This window comes from Streptomyces sp. col6 (assembly GCF_008042035.1).
Classification (GTDB): domain Bacteria; phylum Actinomycetota; class Actinomycetes; order Streptomycetales; family Streptomycetaceae; genus Streptomyces.
Genome location: NZ_RDBL01000006.1, coordinates 548,186 through 566,683, shown reverse-complemented (window position 1 = coordinate 566,683; position 18,498 = coordinate 548,186). Strand labels below are relative to the sequence as shown.

The 18,498-nt window shown below is 72.5% G+C and carries 12 protein-coding genes and 2 pseudogenes; 4 read left to right on the top strand and 10 right to left on the bottom strand.

Annotated features, from left to right (window positions below; genetic code table 11):
* Nucleotides 1-72: 72 nt before the first annotated feature.
* From EAO73_RS06705 to EAO73_RS06695, 3 genes are all read right to left on the bottom strand, one after another.
* Nucleotides 73-1,719: a serine/threonine-protein kinase gene (locus tag EAO73_RS06705; protein WP_224756192.1), complete on the bottom strand. Its 1,647-nt coding sequence runs from the start codon at nucleotides 1,717-1,719 to the stop codon at nucleotides 73-75.
* Nucleotides 1,720-1,841: 122 nt separating this feature from the next.
* Nucleotides 1,842-4,889 carry a protein kinase gene (locus EAO73_RS06700; protein ID WP_147970500.1) on the bottom strand — a complete coding sequence of 1,016 codons (3,048 nt, stop codon included), beginning with the start codon at nucleotides 4,887-4,889 and terminating at the stop codon, nucleotides 1,842-1,844.
* Nucleotides 4,890-5,078: 189 nt separating this feature from the next.
* Nucleotides 5,079-6,932, bottom strand: coding sequence for a serine/threonine-protein kinase (locus EAO73_RS06695; protein ID WP_147970499.1), 1,854 nt, complete (start codon nucleotides 6,930-6,932; stop codon nucleotides 5,079-5,081).
* Nucleotides 6,933-7,098: 166 nt separating this feature from the next.
* Between EAO73_RS06695 and EAO73_RS06690 the strand changes: the two genes are divergently transcribed.
* A complete protein-coding gene (locus EAO73_RS06690) occupies nucleotides 7,099-8,166 on the top strand; it encodes a serine hydrolase domain-containing protein (protein WP_191133956.1) in 1,068 nt (355 codons plus the stop codon).
* 39 nt (nucleotides 8,167-8,205) lie between these two features.
* Here the strand turns inward: EAO73_RS06690 and EAO73_RS06685 are convergent, their stop codons facing one another.
* A complete protein-coding gene (locus EAO73_RS06685) occupies nucleotides 8,206-9,912 on the bottom strand; it encodes a glycerol-3-phosphate dehydrogenase/oxidase (protein ID WP_147970498.1) in 1,707 nt (568 codons plus the stop codon).
* A 247-nt stretch (nucleotides 9,913-10,159) separates the two neighbouring features.
* Here EAO73_RS06685 and EAO73_RS06680 point away from each other — a divergent pair, with 247 nt between their 5' ends.
* The gene (locus EAO73_RS06680; protein ID WP_147970497.1) at nucleotides 10,160-11,422 is read left to right on the top strand and encodes a nucleotide sugar dehydrogenase; all 1,263 of its coding nucleotides are present in this window, start codon (nucleotides 10,160-10,162) and stop codon (nucleotides 11,420-11,422) included.
* Between the two features lie 122 nt (nucleotides 11,423-11,544).
* Nucleotides 11,545-12,075, top strand: coding sequence for a hypothetical protein (locus EAO73_RS06675; protein WP_147970496.1), 531 nt, complete (start codon nucleotides 11,545-11,547; stop codon nucleotides 12,073-12,075).
* Nucleotides 12,076-12,157: 82 nt separating this feature from the next.
* On the opposite strand, the gene EAO73_RS06670 is transcribed toward EAO73_RS06675, so the two are convergent.
* From EAO73_RS06670 to EAO73_RS06655, 4 genes are all read right to left on the bottom strand, one after another.
* Nucleotides 12,158-13,282: a GuaB3 family IMP dehydrogenase-related protein gene (locus EAO73_RS06670; RefSeq protein ID WP_018490868.1), complete on the bottom strand. Its 1,125-nt coding sequence runs from the start codon at nucleotides 13,280-13,282 to the stop codon at nucleotides 12,158-12,160.
* A gap of 105 nt (nucleotides 13,283-13,387) precedes the next feature.
* Complete coding sequence (gene guaB / locus EAO73_RS06665) at nucleotides 13,388-14,893, bottom strand: IMP dehydrogenase (RefSeq protein ID WP_147970495.1); 1,506 nt, start codon at nucleotides 14,891-14,893, stop codon at nucleotides 13,388-13,390.
* 138 nt (nucleotides 14,894-15,031) lie between these two features.
* The gene (locus EAO73_RS06660) at nucleotides 15,032-15,607 is read right to left on the bottom strand and encodes a sigma-70 family RNA polymerase sigma factor (RefSeq protein WP_018101160.1); all 576 of its coding nucleotides are present in this window, start codon (nucleotides 15,605-15,607) and stop codon (nucleotides 15,032-15,034) included.
* Between the two features lie 245 nt (nucleotides 15,608-15,852).
* Nucleotides 15,853-16,464, bottom strand: coding sequence for a response regulator transcription factor (locus EAO73_RS06655; RefSeq protein WP_003948568.1), 612 nt, complete (start codon nucleotides 16,462-16,464; stop codon nucleotides 15,853-15,855).
* Between the two features lie 492 nt (nucleotides 16,465-16,956).
* Between EAO73_RS06655 and EAO73_RS06650 the strand changes: the two are divergent.
* Nucleotides 16,957-17,268, top strand: a pseudogene (locus EAO73_RS06650) (WhiB family transcriptional regulator); the annotation flags it as partial.
* Here the strand turns inward: EAO73_RS06650 and EAO73_RS06645 are convergent.
* Both EAO73_RS06645 and EAO73_RS06640 read right to left on the bottom strand, forming a co-directional pair.
* A pseudogene (locus tag EAO73_RS06645) lies at nucleotides 17,222-17,419 on the bottom strand (WhiB family transcriptional regulator); the annotation flags it as partial. The pseudogenes EAO73_RS06650 and EAO73_RS06645 overlap by 47 nt on opposite strands.
* Before the next feature lie 173 nt (nucleotides 17,420-17,592).
* On the bottom strand, nucleotides 17,593-18,483 hold the full coding sequence (locus EAO73_RS06640; protein WP_147970494.1) for a LysR family transcriptional regulator: 891 nt from the start codon (nucleotides 18,481-18,483) through the stop codon (nucleotides 17,593-17,595).
* Nucleotides 18,484-18,498: the final 15 nt, after the last annotated feature.

The following is an 18,498-nucleotide window of genomic DNA, read 5'->3' as shown; positions in this document are numbered from 1 at the left end:
CACCCACGCGGACCCGGCCAGTGATCACTGGCACCATAAGCCCTGATCAGGGGCTATCGCTCGCCTCGTGGGCTACTGCTCGGCCGGGGGACGCCAGCTGCGGAGGATCGCGTTGAACCGGTCGAGGGTGTCGTCCCAGTCCTCCGCGGGGCCCGTCATGTAGAGCGCGTACTCCGGGCCGCCCTCCTTCGCGAAGTACATCTGGTCGATCGCGTGCCGCGCCTCACCGTTGTTCTCGGTCCAGGTGAACTCCCAGATGGACCCCGGGTAGTCGCGGTAGAGGTTGGAGTTCAGCTCCACCCGCTTGTACTCCGGCAGGCGGGTGCTGAGCGACTTCTCCATCCCGGTCATGTGGTCGTAGGAGTTGTCGAAGTCGGGGGCCGGGTCGACGCTGACCCGGAAGTAGTGCACGCCGTCGTCGGGGCTGTAGTCGATGTTGGTCTTGGTGACCTTGCGCTTCCAGCCCTCCGGCAGCAGGACGCTGAACCCGGAGGGGTCCTCCACGCGCCGCCAGCCGTCCGGCACGTTCTGCGTCGCCGTGTCCGTCGAGGGCGAGCCCGTCGGGGTCGGCTTCGGCTTGGGCGGCCCCGGCGTGCGGGTGCCCCCCGAGGCCGTGCCGCCGCTCGTGGAACCGGCCGCCTCCGTGCGGTGCGCGTACAGCATCGCGGCGATCCCCGCGCCGCCGCCGAGCAGCGCGGCCAGGACGAGGACCAGGACCGTCGTACGCCACCGGCTGCGGCGGGCGGGCGCGGCGGGGGCGGGCGCCGGCACGGGCGCGGGCACCACGGCGGGACCGGGCCGGGGCAGCACGGCGGTGCCGCCGCGCAGCATCTCCTCGGAGACGTGCTGCGTCGGGACGAACGCCTGGGCGTCCCGGGGCGTACGGCCCTCCATGGCCTCCAGGAGCATCCGCTCGGTCTCCTCGGCCGACGGGCGGTCCTCCGGCTCCTTGCGCAGCAGCGCGGTGATGACGGGGGTCAGCGCCCCGGCCCTGGCGGGCGGCGGCGGTTCCTCGGTGACGACGGCCTGCATCGTCGAGATGGGGGACGTCCGGCGGAACGGCGAGCGCCCCTCGACCGCCGTGTACAGCGTGGCGCCCAGCGACCACAGGTCGGACGCGGGGCCGGGATCGCCGCCGCGTACCCGCTCGGGCGCCAGATAGTCGATGGAACCGACGAGTTCACCGGTCCTGGTGATGGTGGAGTCGCCCTCTATCGCGGCGATCCCGAAGTCGGTGAGCAGGACCCGGCCGTCCCGGGCGAGCAGCACGTTGCCCGGCTTCACATCGCGGTGCAGCACCCCGGCCCCGTGCGCGGCGCGCAGGGCGCCCAGCACGTGCAGGCCGATCCGGGCGGCCTCGCGCGCCTCGATCTCGCCGCCGGACTCCTTCGCCCGGTCGGCGAGCGACGGCCCGTCGACGTACTGCATGACGATCCACGGCCGGTTGTCGTACTCGACGACGTCATGGACGGTGACCACACCGGGGTGGGTGATCCGGGCCGCCGCGCGGGCCTCCTTCTGGGTCCGCTGGTGCAGCACGATGCGGTCCGCGTCGGCCACGTAGAGGCCGGCGGTCAGCTCCTTGACGGCCACCGTGCGGTGCAGCACCTCGTCATGGGCGCGCCACACCTTGCCCATGCCGCCGCGTCCGAGGACGTCGCCCAGCCGGTACCTCCCGGCCAGCAACAGCCCCGCTTCCGTGCTCTGTGATCGATCCACCTGTGTCCCCGCCCCCGTTGCTTCGGAGGACAGGTTACGGAGGGGACGCGGGGCCACGGAACCTCGCATCGCCCACGAGACCGCACTGTGATGCTTGTCGCCCGGCGGAACGACCCCGGTCGTCAGCCCGTCACGCGGTAGGAGAGACTGGCCTGTTGGTAGATCTCGGTGATCCGGTCGCGCTCGTCCTCGGGGCCGATGACCTGGAGGACGTGGTAGCGCCCGCCGACGAGCATCACCAGATTGCGTACGTACACCTCACGACCGTTGGCGTCCTGCCAGGTGAACTGGCCCTCCGCCATGGCCTGTCGGCCCACGTCCGTGCGGCGCAGCCCGCTCGCCGACGACCAGCTGGAGTCGCGGAACGGCTTCAACTCCGGCTCCTTGTCCCGCTGGTAGTCGAGCGGGTCGCTGCCGTTGGCCTTGGCGGTGTCGCGCCCGGGGACGATGAGCACGCTGAAGCCGTCGCTGCCGTAACGCACCTGACGCTCCGCGTTGGCCGGGCTGCGCTGCCAGCCCTTGGGCAGGCCGACCTCGAAGCCCTCGGAGTCCTTGCGCAGGGTGTACCCGGGCGCGAGCGCGGCGGCGGACCGGCTGGTCTGCGGCTTCTGCGCCCCGGAGGACTTGGCGGGTGAAGGCTTCCCCGACGCGCTCGGCGTGGGTTCGGGTGTCGCGGACGCGGGCGGTGCGGACGCGGTACGGGAGGGGGCGGCGCCGGTCCCCCTGTCCTTGCCGTCCTCCCCGGACTTCGGCATGAACATCACCGCGTACGCGATCGCCCCGACGAGCACCAGCAGGATCAGGACGAGCAGCATCCGGCCCAGCCGGCGCGGTTCCCCGCCCTGCCGGGGGCTCGGCGTGCGCAGCGCCCTGGGCTCACGGGGCGCCTTCAGCCGTGGCTCGTGGTGGGTGACGGCGGTCCGGTCGACGGCCTCCCGTGTGTGGCGGTGCTTGCCGTGCGCCGCCGCGCCGCGACGGGCGCGGCGCTTGCGGACGAGCTCGCCGCGCCGGCGTACGACGGGCAGCCGCGTGGCGTCCTCGGCGGGCAGCGTCACGACGTCGCGTCCGGCCTCCGGTTCCGGGGCCGACCGTACGAGGGAGCGCAGCCAGCCGCTCAGCTCCTCGACGTCCGGCCGCTCGGTGGGGTCCTGACGCAGCAGCGATTCGACGACCGGGCGCAGCGGCCCGCACTCCTCGGCGAAGGCGGGCGGTTCGCCGCAGACCATCTGGACCAGCTCGGCGGCGTTGTCCTCCGGGTAGGGCGCGTGCCCCTGGACCGCGCGGTAGAGCAGCGCGCCGAGCGCCCACAGGTCGGTGGCGGGGCCGATGGGCGGGGCGAGCTGCCAGTTGCCGTGGACGGCGCCGGCCTGCTCGGGCGCCCAGCGCTCGGTGACCGCGCCGACGACGGCGATCCGCGCCTGCCGCGCCCGCTCGGCGGCGAGGGCGGTGGCGGGGCCCCGGTAGCCGGCTCCGCCCTCGTCGTCGCCGTCCCACCCACCGGAGGGGGCCGCCTCCTGGCCGGGGGCGTCGTGGCCCGCCGTCCGACGGCCGGGTACCTCGCGTCCGGGTGCCTGACGGCCGGCCGGCGGCAGTTCGGCGCGACCGCCGGGTACGGCACCCCGCCGCGCGGCGTCCGCGCGCAGGGCGTCCCGGGAGCCGCCCGCCGGCACGGGCCGTCCGGAGAAGGGGCCGTCGTCCCAGGAACCGGTGAGGTGCAGCCGCCGGGGCGGCGGCCCGCCGTCCTCGTCGTCCTCGTCGTCCTCGTCGTCGTACGGGTGGACGTCGTAAGCCCCCGGCGCGTCGGGGTCCCGCACCCAGCCCCCGGGAAGCTGCGGCAGCTCGGGACGGGGGCGCGGCGGCGTACCGGGGCGCGGTCCGTCGCCCTCCTCGTCACCGGGCGTCTGAGGCAGGGCTTGCCGGGAGTACGGCGACGTACCGTCCGGCCGCCTCTCGCGGGCCTCGTCGTCGGACGCCTCCGGGAGCGCGGGGCGGGCCCCCCGGTCCGTGCGGCGTTCCTCCTCGCTGATGCGGGCGGCGGCGCGGGCGCCCGCGCGGTACGCGGCGATGGCGCTCGCCCTGGCCCGCGCCGAGGTGTCCGTCCCGGCGGCGGGCAGGGGCAGCCCGGCGGGCGGCACCGGCCGGGGCACGGGCCATTCCTCGTCACCGTACGCCCCGGAATCGCGGCGTCCCCCGGCGTCGCGGCGATCCTCCGCATCGCGGCGGTCCCCCGCATCGCCGTACGGCCGCTGATCCCCGTACGCGCGGGACTCGCCGTACCGCTCCTCGTCGTACGCCCCCTCGTCGTCGTACGACCGGGACTCGCCGTAGCGCCCCGCATCGCCGTACGACACCTCGTCGTCGTACGACCGGGACTCGCCGTACCGCCCCTCACCGCCGTACGACACCTCGTCGTCGTACGACACCTCGTCGTACGCCCCCGACTCGATCGAGGCCGGCCCCCGGGACGCGGGCAGCAGGCCCGTGTCGTGGGCCGTGTCCGGGTCCTCGGCCGGCGGTACGTAGGGGCCGGTGGGGCCGCTCTCGACGGCGGGGCCGCCGTAGCCGTCCTCGTCCGGCTCCTCGTCGTCGGGGCGCGGCACCGGGCTGTAGCCGCACAGCGCCTCCTCGGCGGCCCCGGCGGCGAGCCCGGTCAGGACGACGCGTCCGTCGTCGCAGACGAGCACCGTGCGGACGGTGATGTTGCGGTGGGTCCAGCCGTGCGCGTGCAGGACGCGCAGCGCGGTGAGGACGTCGGAGCCGATCTCGGCGGCCCGGTACGGGTTCAGCGGGCGCTCGGCGAGCAGGGCCGCCAGCGGGCGGGACGCGACGAGCTCACTCACTATCCAGAGCGAGCCCGCCTCCGCGAAGACGTCGAAGACCTGGTCGAGGCGCGGGTGGTCGGGCACCTGGGCCGCCGCCTGGGCTGCCTCGATGGCACGCCGCACGGCCGGGTCGGCGGGCCGACGGACGGCGCTCGGCGCGGCGGACGTCCGCCCGCCGCCCTCGATGAACTCCGCGTCCACCACCTCGGGCAGCGGCACCTGCCGGACCAGGACCTCCTGCCCGCTGTAGGTGTCGAAGGCCCGGGTCTCGACGAGTTCATAGGCATCGGACGGGGGCAGCGGAAGGCGGTAGCGGTCGGCAAGCACCCGACCCGCGTAGTCGTCCACGACGCCTCCCCAGAGCGCGCTGTCCCCCGGTCACGAAGACCGCACCGAACTGGTCAATCACAGTCACCTGCGCTGCAATTGACTGCGTGTTTCGGCTGCGTACGGTCTCCGGGCTCTCACCATACGTGGCATGCGGCGGCCGCGCGGCAGGGTCGGCGCATCCCGGCCGCGCGGACACACCCCAGGCCGTCAGTCGACGGGCTTGAACGTGCCGAACGCCGTCTCGCGGAGCGTCCGGCACTCCTTGCCGTCCCACTCGTCGGCCTTGCAGCTGATCATGATCGCGTACCCGTGGTCGCTGTCCGCCTTGAAGCCCCGGTTGAGCACCCGGACGCGCTGCCCGTGCTGCGTACGCTCGAACTGCCAGTCCGCGACGGTCGGATAGCCGTTGTACTGCACCTCCTTGATGCCCAGGTGGTGGTAGTTCGTGCTGGAGGCGGCGACCCCGCCCCGGGCGGAGTTCCACGAGGCGGCGGCGTCGTTGCCGGGCGAGGAGGTGTAGTCGACCTGGAGCCGGGGGAAGCCGCCGTCGGCGTTGTAGATGGCGCCGGCGCCCTGCCCGGAGGTGGTGTCGAAGCGGAAGCCCTTGGGCATCGCGATGGAGAAGTGGAACCGCTTGTTGGTCACCGTGCGGTAGCCGGCCGGCACGGCGTCGTCGGCCTTGCCGTCCTTCGCACCGTCCTTGCCCTGCTTGTCCGCGTCGTCGTCCTCGCCCTGGCCGGCGCCCTTGCCCTTGTCCGCGTCCTGGCCGGCGTCCTGCTCCTTGCCGCTGCCGCCCTGCTCGGAGTCGGCCGACCCGGACGAACCGTCACTGCTCGGTGTCCCGGCGGGCGCGGACGCGCCGGTGCTCTTCCTGCCGGAGTCGTCGGCGGAATCATCGCCGCCGCCGAGGGTGAGCGCCAGCACCGTGCCGAGGACGGCGAGCACGATGACGGCCGCGATGATCGCCAGGGTGCGGCGCGGCACCACGTCCGTGAGCGACGCCCGGGGTGCGGTGACGGGGGCGGCTGCCGCGCCGGCGGCGGGCGTCGCCTTGGCGTTGCGCACGGAGCGCAGCGCGCCGCGCAGCCGGTCGCCGGGACCGCCGCCCGCCTCGCCGGACTTCGCGGGGCCGGCTTCGGCGACGCCCTTGGGCAGCGCCATCACCTGCGTGGCGTCGGCCGGCGGCGGAACCGGGCGCTCCGGCTGCTCGAAGGAGCTGATGACGTCGTTGAGCAGGGCGCGTGCCCCCGCGTCGTCGAGCCGCTGCTCGGGGTCGCGGGCGAGCAGCCCGTAGATGACCTCCTCCAGCGGGCCCGCGTTCTTCGGCGGGTCCAGCGGCTCGGTCATCACGGCGGTCAGGGTCGCGATCGCGGAGCCCTTGTCGTACGGCGGGCAGCCCTCGACGCTCGCGTACAGCAGGCCGCCCAGCGACCACAGGTCGGCGGGCGGGCCGGGCTTGTGACCACGCGCCCGCTCGGGCGAGATGTAGGAGGGGGCGCCGACGAGCATGCCGGTGGAGGTGACCGACGGGTCGCCCTCGACCTGGGCGATGCCGAAGTCGGTGAGCACGACCCGGCCGTCCTCGGCGATCAGCACGTTGGACGGCTTCACGTCACGGTGCAGGATGCCCTCGCGGTGCGCCGAACGCAGCACGTCGAGGATGGCGAGACCGACCTCGGCCGCCCGCTTCGGTGTCAGGACACCGTCCTCGCGCACCGCCTCGGCCAGCGACTTGCCCTCGATGAGCTCCATGACGATCCACGGCCGGTCGTCCTCGTCGACCACGTCGTAGACCGTGACCGCGCCGTTGTTCCGGATGCGTGCGATCGCCTTGGCCTCGCGCAGCGTACGCGTGATGAGACGGCGCTTCTCGTCCTCGTCGATGGCCGAGGGGAACCGCAGTTCCTTGACCGCGACCGTGCGGCCCAGCGTCTCGTCGACGGCACGCCAGACCGTGCCCATACCGCCCCGGCCGAGCACCTCCCCGAGCCGGTACCGCCCCGCAAGGAGCCGTCCGTCCTCGTCCCGTTGGGGCTCCCGTGCCTGCTCCGCCTCCGACATGCGTCCCCTCTGCGATCAACCCGCCCTGGCAGAGCGTTCATTGTCCCTCACCCCGGGACCGGTCCCGGTGCCGGGTCCTGGGCTCGGCCATGATGGGGGCCGAGGCCGTGTCCGTACAGTCCCGCGGTACGCCCGAAGGCCGTGGCCCCGGAAGGGACATACCGTCATGCCGATGCCGAGGGCCGGGCTCGTCACCCTGGTGGTGCTTGCCCTGTGCGGTCTCGGAACGGCACGCATGCCCAGCGAATCACACCTCACCCCCGCGGCGTTGTACCTCCCCCGGTTCACCGTCCAGGGGGGCGCCCCCGACGCGGCGCTGCTCGCGCGCGATCCGGCCCGTTCGCCCCGGGACACCTTCCGTTCGACGGGGGCCGGCATCCGGTACGCGGACCGCTTCCGGGCAGGCAGCGTCACGAAGTCGTTCGTCGCGGTCGTCGTCCTCCAACTCGCGGGCGAGAAGCGGCTGCGCCTGACGGACCCCGTCGAGCGCTTCCTGCCCGGCCTGATCCGGGGGCACGGCAACGACGGCCGTCGCATCACCCTGCGCGCCCTGTTGGGCCACACCAGCGGCCTGTACGACTACACCTCCGACGCCACCGCACACCCCCTCTCCGCCGAAGCGGCCGTCCGCACCGCGACCGCCCACCGCCCCGCGTCCGCCCCGGGCACCTACGCGTACTCCAACACCGATTACGCCGTACTCGGCCTCGTCGTCCGCAGCGTCACCGGTCACGACTACGCGACCGAGATCCGCCGCCGCGTCATCGCTCCCCTCCGCCTCACCGGCACCTCCCTCCCCGGCAGCCGCACCACACTGCCCGCGCCGCACGGCCGGGCCTACTCCCGGGCGGACGGCCGCCTCACCGACGTCACCGAGCTGGACCCGCGCACCGCCGGGGCGGCGGGCGAGCTGATCTCCACGCTCCGGGACCTGAGCCGTTTCTACGCGGCCCTGCTGGACGGGCGGCTGCTGAAACCGGCTCAGCTGTCCGCCCTGCTCGACACCTCGGCGGCGCACGGCGCCTACGGCCTCGGCGTCTACCCCGAGCGGCTGTCCTGCGGGGTCACCGTCTGGGGCCACAACGGCCGCATCGCGGGCAGCTACGTCCGCACCGCCGCGACCCGCGACGGCCGCCACACGCTGACCTACCGCGTCGACACGGACACCCTGACCGGAGCGGACGCCCTGGAATCCGGCCTCCTGGAGGCGGAGTTCTGCCCGGAAGCGGGCTGAACCCCGGGCCTCGGGCCCGGACCCGGGCACAACCCGGTCTCAGAGCGGCACGATGTCCGGCGCCCCCAGCCGGGCCGCGTCCGCCGTCAGGTCGTCCGGCTGGCGCTGCGACTCGCGTTCCGCCTCCACCCGCTTCTCGTAGTGCGCGACCTCCCGGTCGATCTGGCCGGCGTCCCAGCCGAGGACCGGCGCCATCAGCTCGGCGCAGAGCCGGGCCGAGCGGGTGCCCCGGTCGAAGGTCTCGATGGAGATCCGGGTGCGCCGGGTGAGTACGTCGTCCAGGTGACGCGCCCCCTCGTGCGAGGCGGCGTACACGATCTCGGCCTTGAGGTAGTCGTCGGCGGCCGGCAGCGGCTCGCCCAGCACGGGGTCGGCGACGATCAGCTCCAGGAGCTCCTCGGTCATCGAGCCGTACCGGTTGAGCAGATGCTCCACCCGGGCGACGTGGAGGCCGGTGCGGGCGGCGATCCTGGCCCGCGCGTTCCACAACGCGCGGTAGCCCTCGGCGCCCAGCAGCGGGACGTCCTCGGTGACGCAGTCCGCGACCCGCTGGTCCAGGCCGTGCACCGCCTCGTCCACGGCGTCCTTGGCCATCACCCGGTACGTCGTGTACTTGCCGCCCGCCACGACGACGAGACCGGGCACCGGGTGGGCCACGGTGTGCTCGCGGGACAGCTTGCTGGTGGCGTCCGACTCACCGGCCAGCAGGGGCCGCAGGCCCGCGTAGACACCCTCGACGTCGTCCCTGGTCAGGGGCGTCGACAGGACCGAGTTCACATGTTCGAGCAGGTAGTCGATGTCGGCGCTGGACGCGGCCGGGTGCGCCTTGTCCAGGTCCCAGTCGGTGTCCGTGGTGCCCACGATCCAGTGCCGGCCCCAGGGAATGACGAAGAGGACGGACTTCTCGGTGCGCAGGATCAGGCCGGTGGAGGAGTGGATGCGGTCCTTGGGGACGACCAGGTGGATGCCCTTGGAGGCGCGGACGTGGAACTGCCCGCGCTCGCCGATCAGCGACTGGGTGTCGTCCGTCCAGACCCCGGTCGCGTTGACCACCTGCTTGGCCCTGACCTCGTACTCGCCGCCCGCCTCGACGTCCTCCACCAGGGCGCCGACGACGCGCTCGCCCTCCCGGAGGAAGCCGGTCACCCGCGCCCGGTTCGCCACCCGCGCGCCGTACAGGGCGGCGGTGCGCACCAGCGTGGCCACATAGCGGGCGTCGTCCATCTGGGCGTCGTAGTACTGCAGGGCGCCCACCAGGGCGTCCCGCTTCAGGGCCGGAGCGATGCGCAGGGCCCGGCGGCGGGAGAGATGGCGGTGCGTGGGCAGGCCCCGGCCGTGCCCGGAGGAGACCGACATCGCGTCGTACAGCGCGACGCCGGAACCGGCGTACAGCCGCTCCCAGCCCTTGTGCTGCAAGGGGTAGAGGAAGGGCACCGGCTTCACCAGGTGCGGGGCGAGCCGTTCGAGGAGCAGCCCGCGCTCCTTCAGCGCCTCCCGTACGAGGGCGAAGTCGAGCATTTCCAGATAGCGCAGCCCGCCGTGGATCAGCTTGCTCGACCTGCTCGACGTGCCGGACGCCCAGTCGCGCGCCTCGACCAGGCCGGTCGAGAGCCCTCTGGTGGCCGCGTCCAGCGCCGTGCCGGCGCCGACCACGCCCGCTCCCACGACCAGCACGTCCAGTTCGCGCTCGGCCATGGCGGCGAGCGCCTCGGCGCGCTCCGCGGGTCCCAGTGTCGCTGTCCTCACTGCTGCCTCCCGGTGGATCGGGGTGGTCCGGCACGGAATACGGCCCCGACCGTGCGTTCGGGACCCGTGCCCACAGATCGATTCTGTCCGCGCTCGGCGACTTCAGCCACCGCCTGTGGACAACACCCCGACGACAAGGGCCCGACAATGCGACATATAGGTCATATTTACGCCTAACCTGACATAGCGCTGTCCACAGCGGTTGCGCTTTCTGTCTCCTGGTCTTAAGGGAAGGACGGCCACCCACGTGCCCGCAGACCTCGCCGTCATCGGACTCGGCCACCTCGGCCTGCCCCTCGCTCAGGCCGCCGTCCACGCCGGCATCCAGACCATCGGCTACGACACCGACCCCCGGGCCTTCGCGGAGGTCGCCGCCGGCCGCGCCCCGGTCGAGGGCTCGCTCCCGGCGTCCGACATCCGCCGCATGCTCTCCGGGGGCTTCCGGCCCACCACCGACCAGGCCGAGCTGGGCCGGGTCCGCACCGCCGTGATCTGCGCGCCGACCCCGCTCGGTCCCGACCGCGCCCTCGACCTGAGCGCCGTCGGCGACGCGGCCCGCGCCCTGGCCGCCCGGCTGCGCCCGCACACCACCGTGCTCCTCGAATCGGCCGTACCCCCCGGCACCACGGAGAACTTCCTGCTCCCGATCCTGGAGCAGGGCTCGGGGCTGCGCGGCGGGCGCGACTTCCACCTCGCGCACTCCCCCAGCCGGCTCGACCCCGGCAACCGCACCCACGTCTACACCAACACCCCCAAGGTCATCGGCGGCCTCACCCCCGCCTGCACCGAGTCCGCCGCCGCCTTCTACGGCCGGCTCACCGACAAGGTGGTCCGCGCAAAGGGCCCGCGCGAGGCCGAGATGACGAAGGTCCTGGAGACCAACTTCCGGCACGTCAACATCGCCCTGGTCAACGAGATGGCGGTGCTCTGCCACGACCTCGGCGTCGACCTCTGGGACGTCATCCGCTGCGCCGAGACCAAGCCGTTCGGCTTCCAGCCCTTCCGCCCGGGTCCCGGCGTCGGCGGCCACGGCGCCCCGGTCGACCCGGGCCACCTCCCGTACAACAGCCGCACCCCCGGGCCCCCGCTGCGGATGGTCTCGCTGGCGCAGGAGATCAACGACCGGATGCCGCAGTACGTGATCCAGCGCTGCGCCACTCTTCTCAACGAACACGGGAAGGCCGTGCGCGGCGCCAGAATCCTTCTTCTCGGCGTCACCTACAAGCCCGACCTCGCCGACCAGGAGGCATCCCCCGCCCGCGAGATCGCCACCCGGCTGATGGACATGGGCGCCCAGATCGGCTTCCACGACCCGCACGTCCTGGACTGGCGCGTGCGCCAACTCCCCGTCCCCCGCGCCGATTCGCTGTACGAGGCGGCCGCCGGCGCGGACCTCACGGTGCTGCTCCAGCACCACCGTACGTACGACCTCCAGGGCCTCGCCGTGAAGGCGCAACTCCTCCTCGACACCCGTGGCGCGACCCCCGCCGGAGCCGCGCACCGGCTCTGATGACGGGCCCTCAGCCCAGTCCCCCCAAGGATTCCGGTGGGCCGATGTCGGAACCGGCTGCTAGCCTGCGGCGTCACTCCTCGCACAGCAGTGCGTAGACGTCCCCAGGGGGAGATCCCAGCATGAGCCAGTCCGTACCACCGCCGAACCAGCCCTACGGCGGTCAGCCCCAGGGCGGCAACCCGTTCGCCGGCCAGCAGCCCGGCGCCCCGTTCGGCGGCCCCGCCCCGTTCACCCCGGCCCCGCCGGCGCGCAACAACATCGCGCTCGGTGCTGTCGTCGCGTTCGTGGCCGCCCTCGTCGCCGCCGGGATCTACGGCGCGATCATCGGCGCCACGAAGCACGAGATCGGCTACGCCGCCGTGGGTGTCGGTGCCATCGTCGGCTTCGCGGCCGGCAAGCTCGGCGGCCGCAACCCCGCCCTGCCCGTCCTCAGCGGCCTCTTCGCGCTGCTCGGTGTCTACCTCGGCCAGCTGCTGGGCGAGGCGATCATCATCAGCAAGCAGCTCCCGCTGTCGGTCACGGACATCTTCTTCGACCACTTCAGCGACCTGAACAAGGTGTGGAAGGAAGACTCCGACTTCCTGAGCTTCGTCTTCTTCGCGATCGCCGCCGTGGTGGCGTTCTCCACGGCCCGCAAGACGGCCGACTAGTCCCGGGCCACCCACCCGAGACACCCCGGAGGGCCCGGACCGCGACTGCGGTCCGGGCCCTCCGGGGTACGTACGGAAGAACTCAGCGGCGGTGCTGGGAGTCCGCGACCGTCACCTCGACGCGCTGGAACTCCTTGAGGTCGCTGTAGCCCGTGGTGGCCATCGCGCGGCGCAGGGCGCCGAAGATGTTCATCGAGCCGTCCGGGGTGTGCGAGGGGCCCGTCAGAACCTCCTCCGTCGTCCCGACCGAGCCCAGGTCCACCAGCTTGCCGCGCGGCACGTCCTCGTGAACGGCCTCCATGCCCCAGTGCCGGCCCCGGCCCGGCGCGTCCGTCGCGCGGGCCAGCGGGGAGCCCATCATCACGGCGTCCGCGCCGCAGGCGATGGCCTTCGGCAGGTCGCCGGACCAGCCGACGCCGCCGTCCGCGATGACGTGCACGTACCGGCCGCCGGACTCGTCCATGTAGTCGCGGCGGGCACCGGCCACGTCGGCCACGGCGGTCGCCATCGGAACCTGGATGCCGAACACGTTGCGCGTGGTGTGCGCGGCGCCGCCGCCGAAGCCGACGAGGACACCGGCCGCGCCCGTACGCATCAGGTGCAGGGCGGCGGTGTACGTGGCACAGCCGCCGACGATCACCGGGACGTCCAGCTCGTAGATGAACTGCTTCAGGTTCAGCGGCTCGGCCGCGCCCGAGACGTGCTCGGCGGAGACCGTGGTGCCGCGGATGACGAAGATGTCGACGCCCGCGTCGACGACCGCCTTGGAGAACTGGGCGGTGCGCTGCGGGGAGAGCGCGGCGGCGGTGACGACGCCGGAGTCGCGCACCTCCTTGATGCGCTGGCCGATCAGCTCCTCCTGGATGGGGGCGGAGTAGATCTCCTGGAGCCGGCGGGTCGCGGTCTCGACGGGCATCTCGGCGATCTCGTCGAGCAGCGGCTGCGGGTCGGCGTGCCGGGTCCACAGCCCTTCCAGGTTGAGGACGCCGAGGCCGCCGAGCTCGCCGATGCGGATGGCGTGCTGCGGGGACACCACGGAGTCCATGGGGGCGGCCAGGAACGGCAGCTCGAAGCGGTAGGCATCGATCTGCCAGGCGATCGAGACCTCCTTCGGGTCGCGGGTCCGGCGGCTCGGGACGACGGCGATGTCGTCGAATGCGTATGCCCGACGGCCGCGCTTGCCGCGCCCGATCTCGATCTCAGTCACGATGATGTGGCCTTTCCCTCTGCGTCTGCGCTGTCCAGTATCCCCGACACACACGTGAGGGGCGGTCCCGGGAACCCCGGTCCGCCCCTCACCTGCGCTGTCGCGTTACTTCCTGCTGTAGTTCGGTGCCTCGACCGTCATCTGGATGTCGTGCGGGTGGCTCTCCTTGAGACCCGCCGAGGTGATCCGCACGAAGCGACCGTTGGCCTGGAGCTCGGGGACGGTGCGGCCGCCGACGTAGAACATCGACTGGCGCAGCCCGCCGGTGAGCTGGTGGACGACGGCGTGCAGCGGGCCGCGGTACGGGACCTGACCCTCGATGCCCTCGGGGACCAGCTTCTCGTCGGAGGCGACGCCCTCCTGGAAGTAGCGGTCCTTGGAGAAGGACTTGCGGTCGCCCCGGGTCTGCATCGCGGCGAGCGAGCCCATGCCGCGGTACGACTTGAACTGCTTGCCGTTGATGAAGAGCAGCTCGCCCGGGGACTCCTCGCAGCCCGCGAGCAGCGAGCCGAGCATCACGGTGTCCGCGCCGGCCACCAGGGCCTTGGCGATGTCGCCCGAGTACTGGAGGCCGCCGTCGCCGATGACCGGGACGCCGGCCGCCTTGGCCGCGAGCGACGCCTCGTAGATCGCGGTGACCTGCGGGACACCGATGCCGGCGACGACGCGGGTCGTACAGATGGAGCCGGGGCCCACGCCGACCTTGATGCCGTCGACGCCCGCGTCGATGAGGGACTGGGCGCCGTCCCGGGTGGCGATGTTGCCGCCGATGACGTCGACGCCCGCCGCGTTCGACTTGATCTTGGCGACCATGTCGGCGACGAGACGGGAGTGGCCGTGGGCGGTGTCGACGACGATGAAGTCGACACCCGCCTCGACGAGGGCCTGGGCCCGCTCGAAGGCGTCGCCCGCGACGCCGACCGCGGCACCGACGAGCAGCCGGCCCCCGGCGTCCTTCGCCGCGTTCGGGTACTTCTCGGCCTTGACGAAGTCCTTGACGGTGATGAGGCCCTTGAGCACACCCGCGTCGTCGACCAGCGGAAGCTTCTCGATCTTGTGGCGGCGCAGCAGCTCCATGGCGTCCACACCGGAGATGCCGACCTTGCCCGTGACCAGCGGCATCGGCGTCATGACCTCGCGCACCTGGCGCGAGCGGTCCGACTCGAAGGCCATGTCGCGGTTGGTGACGATGCCGAGGAGCTTGCCCGCCGCGTCGGTGACCGGGACACCGCTGATGCGGAACTTCGCGCACAGCTGGTCGGCCTCGCGCAGCGTGGCGTCCGGGTGCACCGTGATCGGGTCGGTGACCATGCCGGACTCGGAGCGCTTGACCAGGTCGACCTGGTTGGCCTGGTCGGCGATGGAGAGGTTGCGGTGCAGCACACCGGCGCCGCCCTGCCGGGCCATGGCGATCGCCATGCGCGCCTCGGTGACCTTGTCCATCGCGGCGGAGAGCAGCGGGATGTTCACCCGCACGTTCTTCGAGATGTACGAGGAGGTGTCGATCTGGTCGGGCGCCATGTCCGACGCGCCCGGCAGCAGCAGCACGTCGTCGTATGTCAGCCCGAGCGTCGCGAATTTCTCGGGCACTCCGTCGACGTTTGCAGTCATGACACCTTCCCCAAATGGCCTTGATCGGTGCGGATGTCCATGCTAACGGGCTCGGGAGGCGTCTCATTCCACGAGCAAGATCACCCGCAGGTTCTGTAGCTTCCTACGGCAGTGGCGTACGTCTCCGAGGGCCGCGGCTCACTGCTCGGCGAGGGCCCGCAGCCGGCTCAGCGCGCGGTGCTGTGCGACCCGGACGGCGCCCGGGGACATGCCCAGCATCTGCCCGGTCTCCTCGGCGGTCAGCCCGACGGCGACGCGCAGCACGAGCAGCTCGCGCTGGTTCTCCGGCAGGTTGGCCAGGAGCTTCTTGGCCCAGGCGGCGTCGCTGCTGAGCAGCGCGCGCTCCTCGGGGCCGAGCGAGTCGTCGGGCCGCTCCGGCATCTCGTCGGAGGGCACGGCGGTCGACCCCGGGTGCCGCATCGCGGCGCGCTGGAGATCGGCCACCTTGTGACCGGCGATGGCGAAGACGAAGGCTTCGAAGGGTCTGCCGGTGTCCTTGTAGCGCGGCAGCGCCATCAGGACCGCGACGCAGACCTCCTGCGCCAGGTCCTCGACGAAGTGACGGGCGTCACCGGGCAGCCGGTTCAGCCGGGACCTGCAGTAGCGCAGCGCGAGCGGGTGGACGTGGGCCAGCAGATCGTGGGTGGCCTGCGCGTCGCCCTCGACGGCGCGGTGCACCAGGGCACCGATCACCGTCGTTCCGTCGTCGCGCATCGAACCATGGTGCCCCGGTGCCGCTTCATCCGCGGCACCGCGTCCGTAGTTGTGCACCGAAGCGTTATGAGCGGGTGCGCCGGAAGTCATGTCCTGCGCCCTCCCCTTCCGCTCGACCGAATCGTTCCCGAGGAACTCCACGTCTCAAGGATGCGGCATCGGCCGGGAAGCGTCACATACCGCCGGAGCGGCGGCCTCCGTCGGCGGGGTACGGCTCGCGCCGCACCCCCCGCCGGGACCAGGCCCTAGCGGACCAGGCCCCACCGGAAGCCGAGGGCCACCGCGTGGGCCCGGTCCGACGCACCGAGCTTCTTGAACAGCCGCCGGGCGTGCGTCTTCACCGTGTCCTCGGAGAGGAACAGCTCGCGGCCGATCTCCGCGTTGGAGCGGCCGTGGCTCATCCCTTCGAGGACCTGGATCTCGCGCGCCGTGAGCGTGGGCGCCGCACCCATCTCGGCCGACCGCAGCCGACGCGGGGCGAGCCGCCACGTCGGGTCGGCCAGGGCCTGGGTGACGGTCGCCCGGAGCTCGGCCCGGGAGGCGTCCTTGTGCAGATAACCGCGGGCGCCGGCGGCGACCGCGAGCGCGACGCCGTCCAGGTCCTCGGCGACGGTCAGCATGATGATCCGGGCCCCCGGGTCGGCGGAGAGCAGCCTCCGGACCGTCTCCACCCCCCCGAGACCGGGCATGCGTACGTCCATGAGAATCAGATCCGAACGGTCGGCACCCCAGCGGCGGAGGACTTCCTCGCCGTTGGCGGCCGTCGTCACCCGCTCGACGCCGGGCACGGTCGCGACCGCGCGACGGAGCGCTTCTCGGGCAAGCGGGGAGTCGTCGCAGACGAGGACGGATGTCATGACCGCCCTCCGCAGCTGATGCGCGTCACCTTGAGCCTCCAGGCTGTTACAAGTCGTCACCTGTGCGGTTGACGCTCTCGGACATCTGCCCGATCGCTCTTTCTGCCAACCGCCTCCGCACTCTCAACGATGGTCACTCGAAAGAGTTACGGGTGGGAAGACCGAGTTCGGCACTCTACGTGAGGAAGCGCTCACGGAGGAGAGCGCCACGAGTCGTCCAGTCGTCAACCGAAACTTTTGATGCACTCGTGCCCCATTTAGCGGGATTTCTTCCCTTTTGCTGGTGTCTGTGGCTAGATTCGCAATCAGTCATATTTACATCTACTAACACCGTAGATGTACGGTCTTGTACACGGTCATCGACGAGCACCCACCCACGACGAGCAGGTCCACGACGAGCCCGGTCCACGACGGACGCGGTTCGCGACGGACACGGTCCACGACGAACGACGACGACGTTTCCGACTCAGCACGGTTTCGAGGGGACAAGCAATGGCCGATTTCTCCCGCCTTCCCGGACCCAACGCCGATCTGTGGGACTGGCAGCTGCTGGCGGCCTGCCGCGGGGTCGACAGCTCGCTCTTCTTCCATCCCGAGGGGGAACGCGGAGCCGCCCGGAGCGCACGCGAGACCTCCGCGAAAGAGGTGTGCATGCGGTGCCCCGTACGCGCCGAGTGTGCGGCGCACGCCCTGGCCGTCCGCGAGCCCTACGGGGTGTGGGGCGGGCTGACCGAGGACGAGCGCGAGGAGCTGATGGGGCGTGCGCCGCACACTCGGCGCGTACGGGGCACCGCATGCACACCTCTTTCGCGGAGGTCTCGCGTGCGCTCCGGGCGGCTCCGCGTTCCCCCTCGGGATGGAAGAAGAGCGAGCTGTCGACCCCGCGGCAGGCCGCCAGCAGCTGCCAGTCCCACAGATCGGCGTTGGGTCCGGGAAGGCGGGAGAAATCGGCCATTGCTTGTCCCCTCGAAACCGTGCTGAGTCGGAAACCTTCCCGAAACCGGGGCTCCGCCCCGGGCCCCCTTGGCCCCCGCTCCTCAAGCGCCGGAGGGCTGGGATTTCGGGGCTCCGCCCCGGGCCCCGCGCCTCAAACGCCGGCGAGGCTGGAGGTGTGGCCGGTAGCCGGATTCAGCGGGCAGCCGCCAGGGCCAGCTGGTCCAGGGTGGCCGCCACGGCCGGGACGCGTGCCAGGTCGGGCAGGGTCAGCGCGACGATCTCGCGCTCGATGGCCGGCTCCACCGTGACGGTCCTGGCCCCCCGCGGGCGTACCGACTCGATGGCCAGCGACGGCAGCACGGCGACACCCAGGCCCGCGCCGACCAGGCCGATCACCGCCGGGTAGTCGTCGGTGGCGAAGTCGATGCGCGGGGTGAACCCGGACTCCTCGCACACCTCCACCAGCTGCCTGCGGCACCGGGGGCACCCGGCGATCCAGGACTCACCGGCGAGTTCGGCGATGCCCACCGCGTCCCGCTCCGCCAGCGCGTGCCCCTCGGGGACGAGGCCGGTCAGCCGGTCGGTGAGCAGCGGGCGCACCACCAGGTCGTCCCACTCGACGCCCGGTTCGCCGTACCGGAAGGCCAGCGCGATGTCGCAGTCGCCGTCGCGCAGCATCTCCACGGACCGGGGCGGCTCGGCCTCCACGAGGGACACCCGCGTCCCGGGGTGCGCGGCGCGCAGCGCGGCGAGGGCGCCGGGGACCAGGGACGAACTGCCGCTGGGGAACGAGACGAGGCGCACCCGGCCCGCCCGCAGCCCGGCGATGGCGGCGACCTCCTCCTCGGCGGCGGTGAGCCCGGCGAGGATGCCGGAGGCGTGCCGCACGAGCGCCTCGCCCGCCTGCGTCAGCCGCATCTCGCGTCCCGTACGGATGAGCAGCGTGGTCCCCGCCGAGGACTCCAGGGCCTTCATCTGCTGGCTCACCGCGGGCTGGGTGCAGCCCAGTTCGCGCGCGGCGGCGGAGAAGGAGCCGGTGGTGGACACGGCGCGCAGGACGCGGAGGTGGCGGGCTTCGATCACCCTTCGATCATAAGC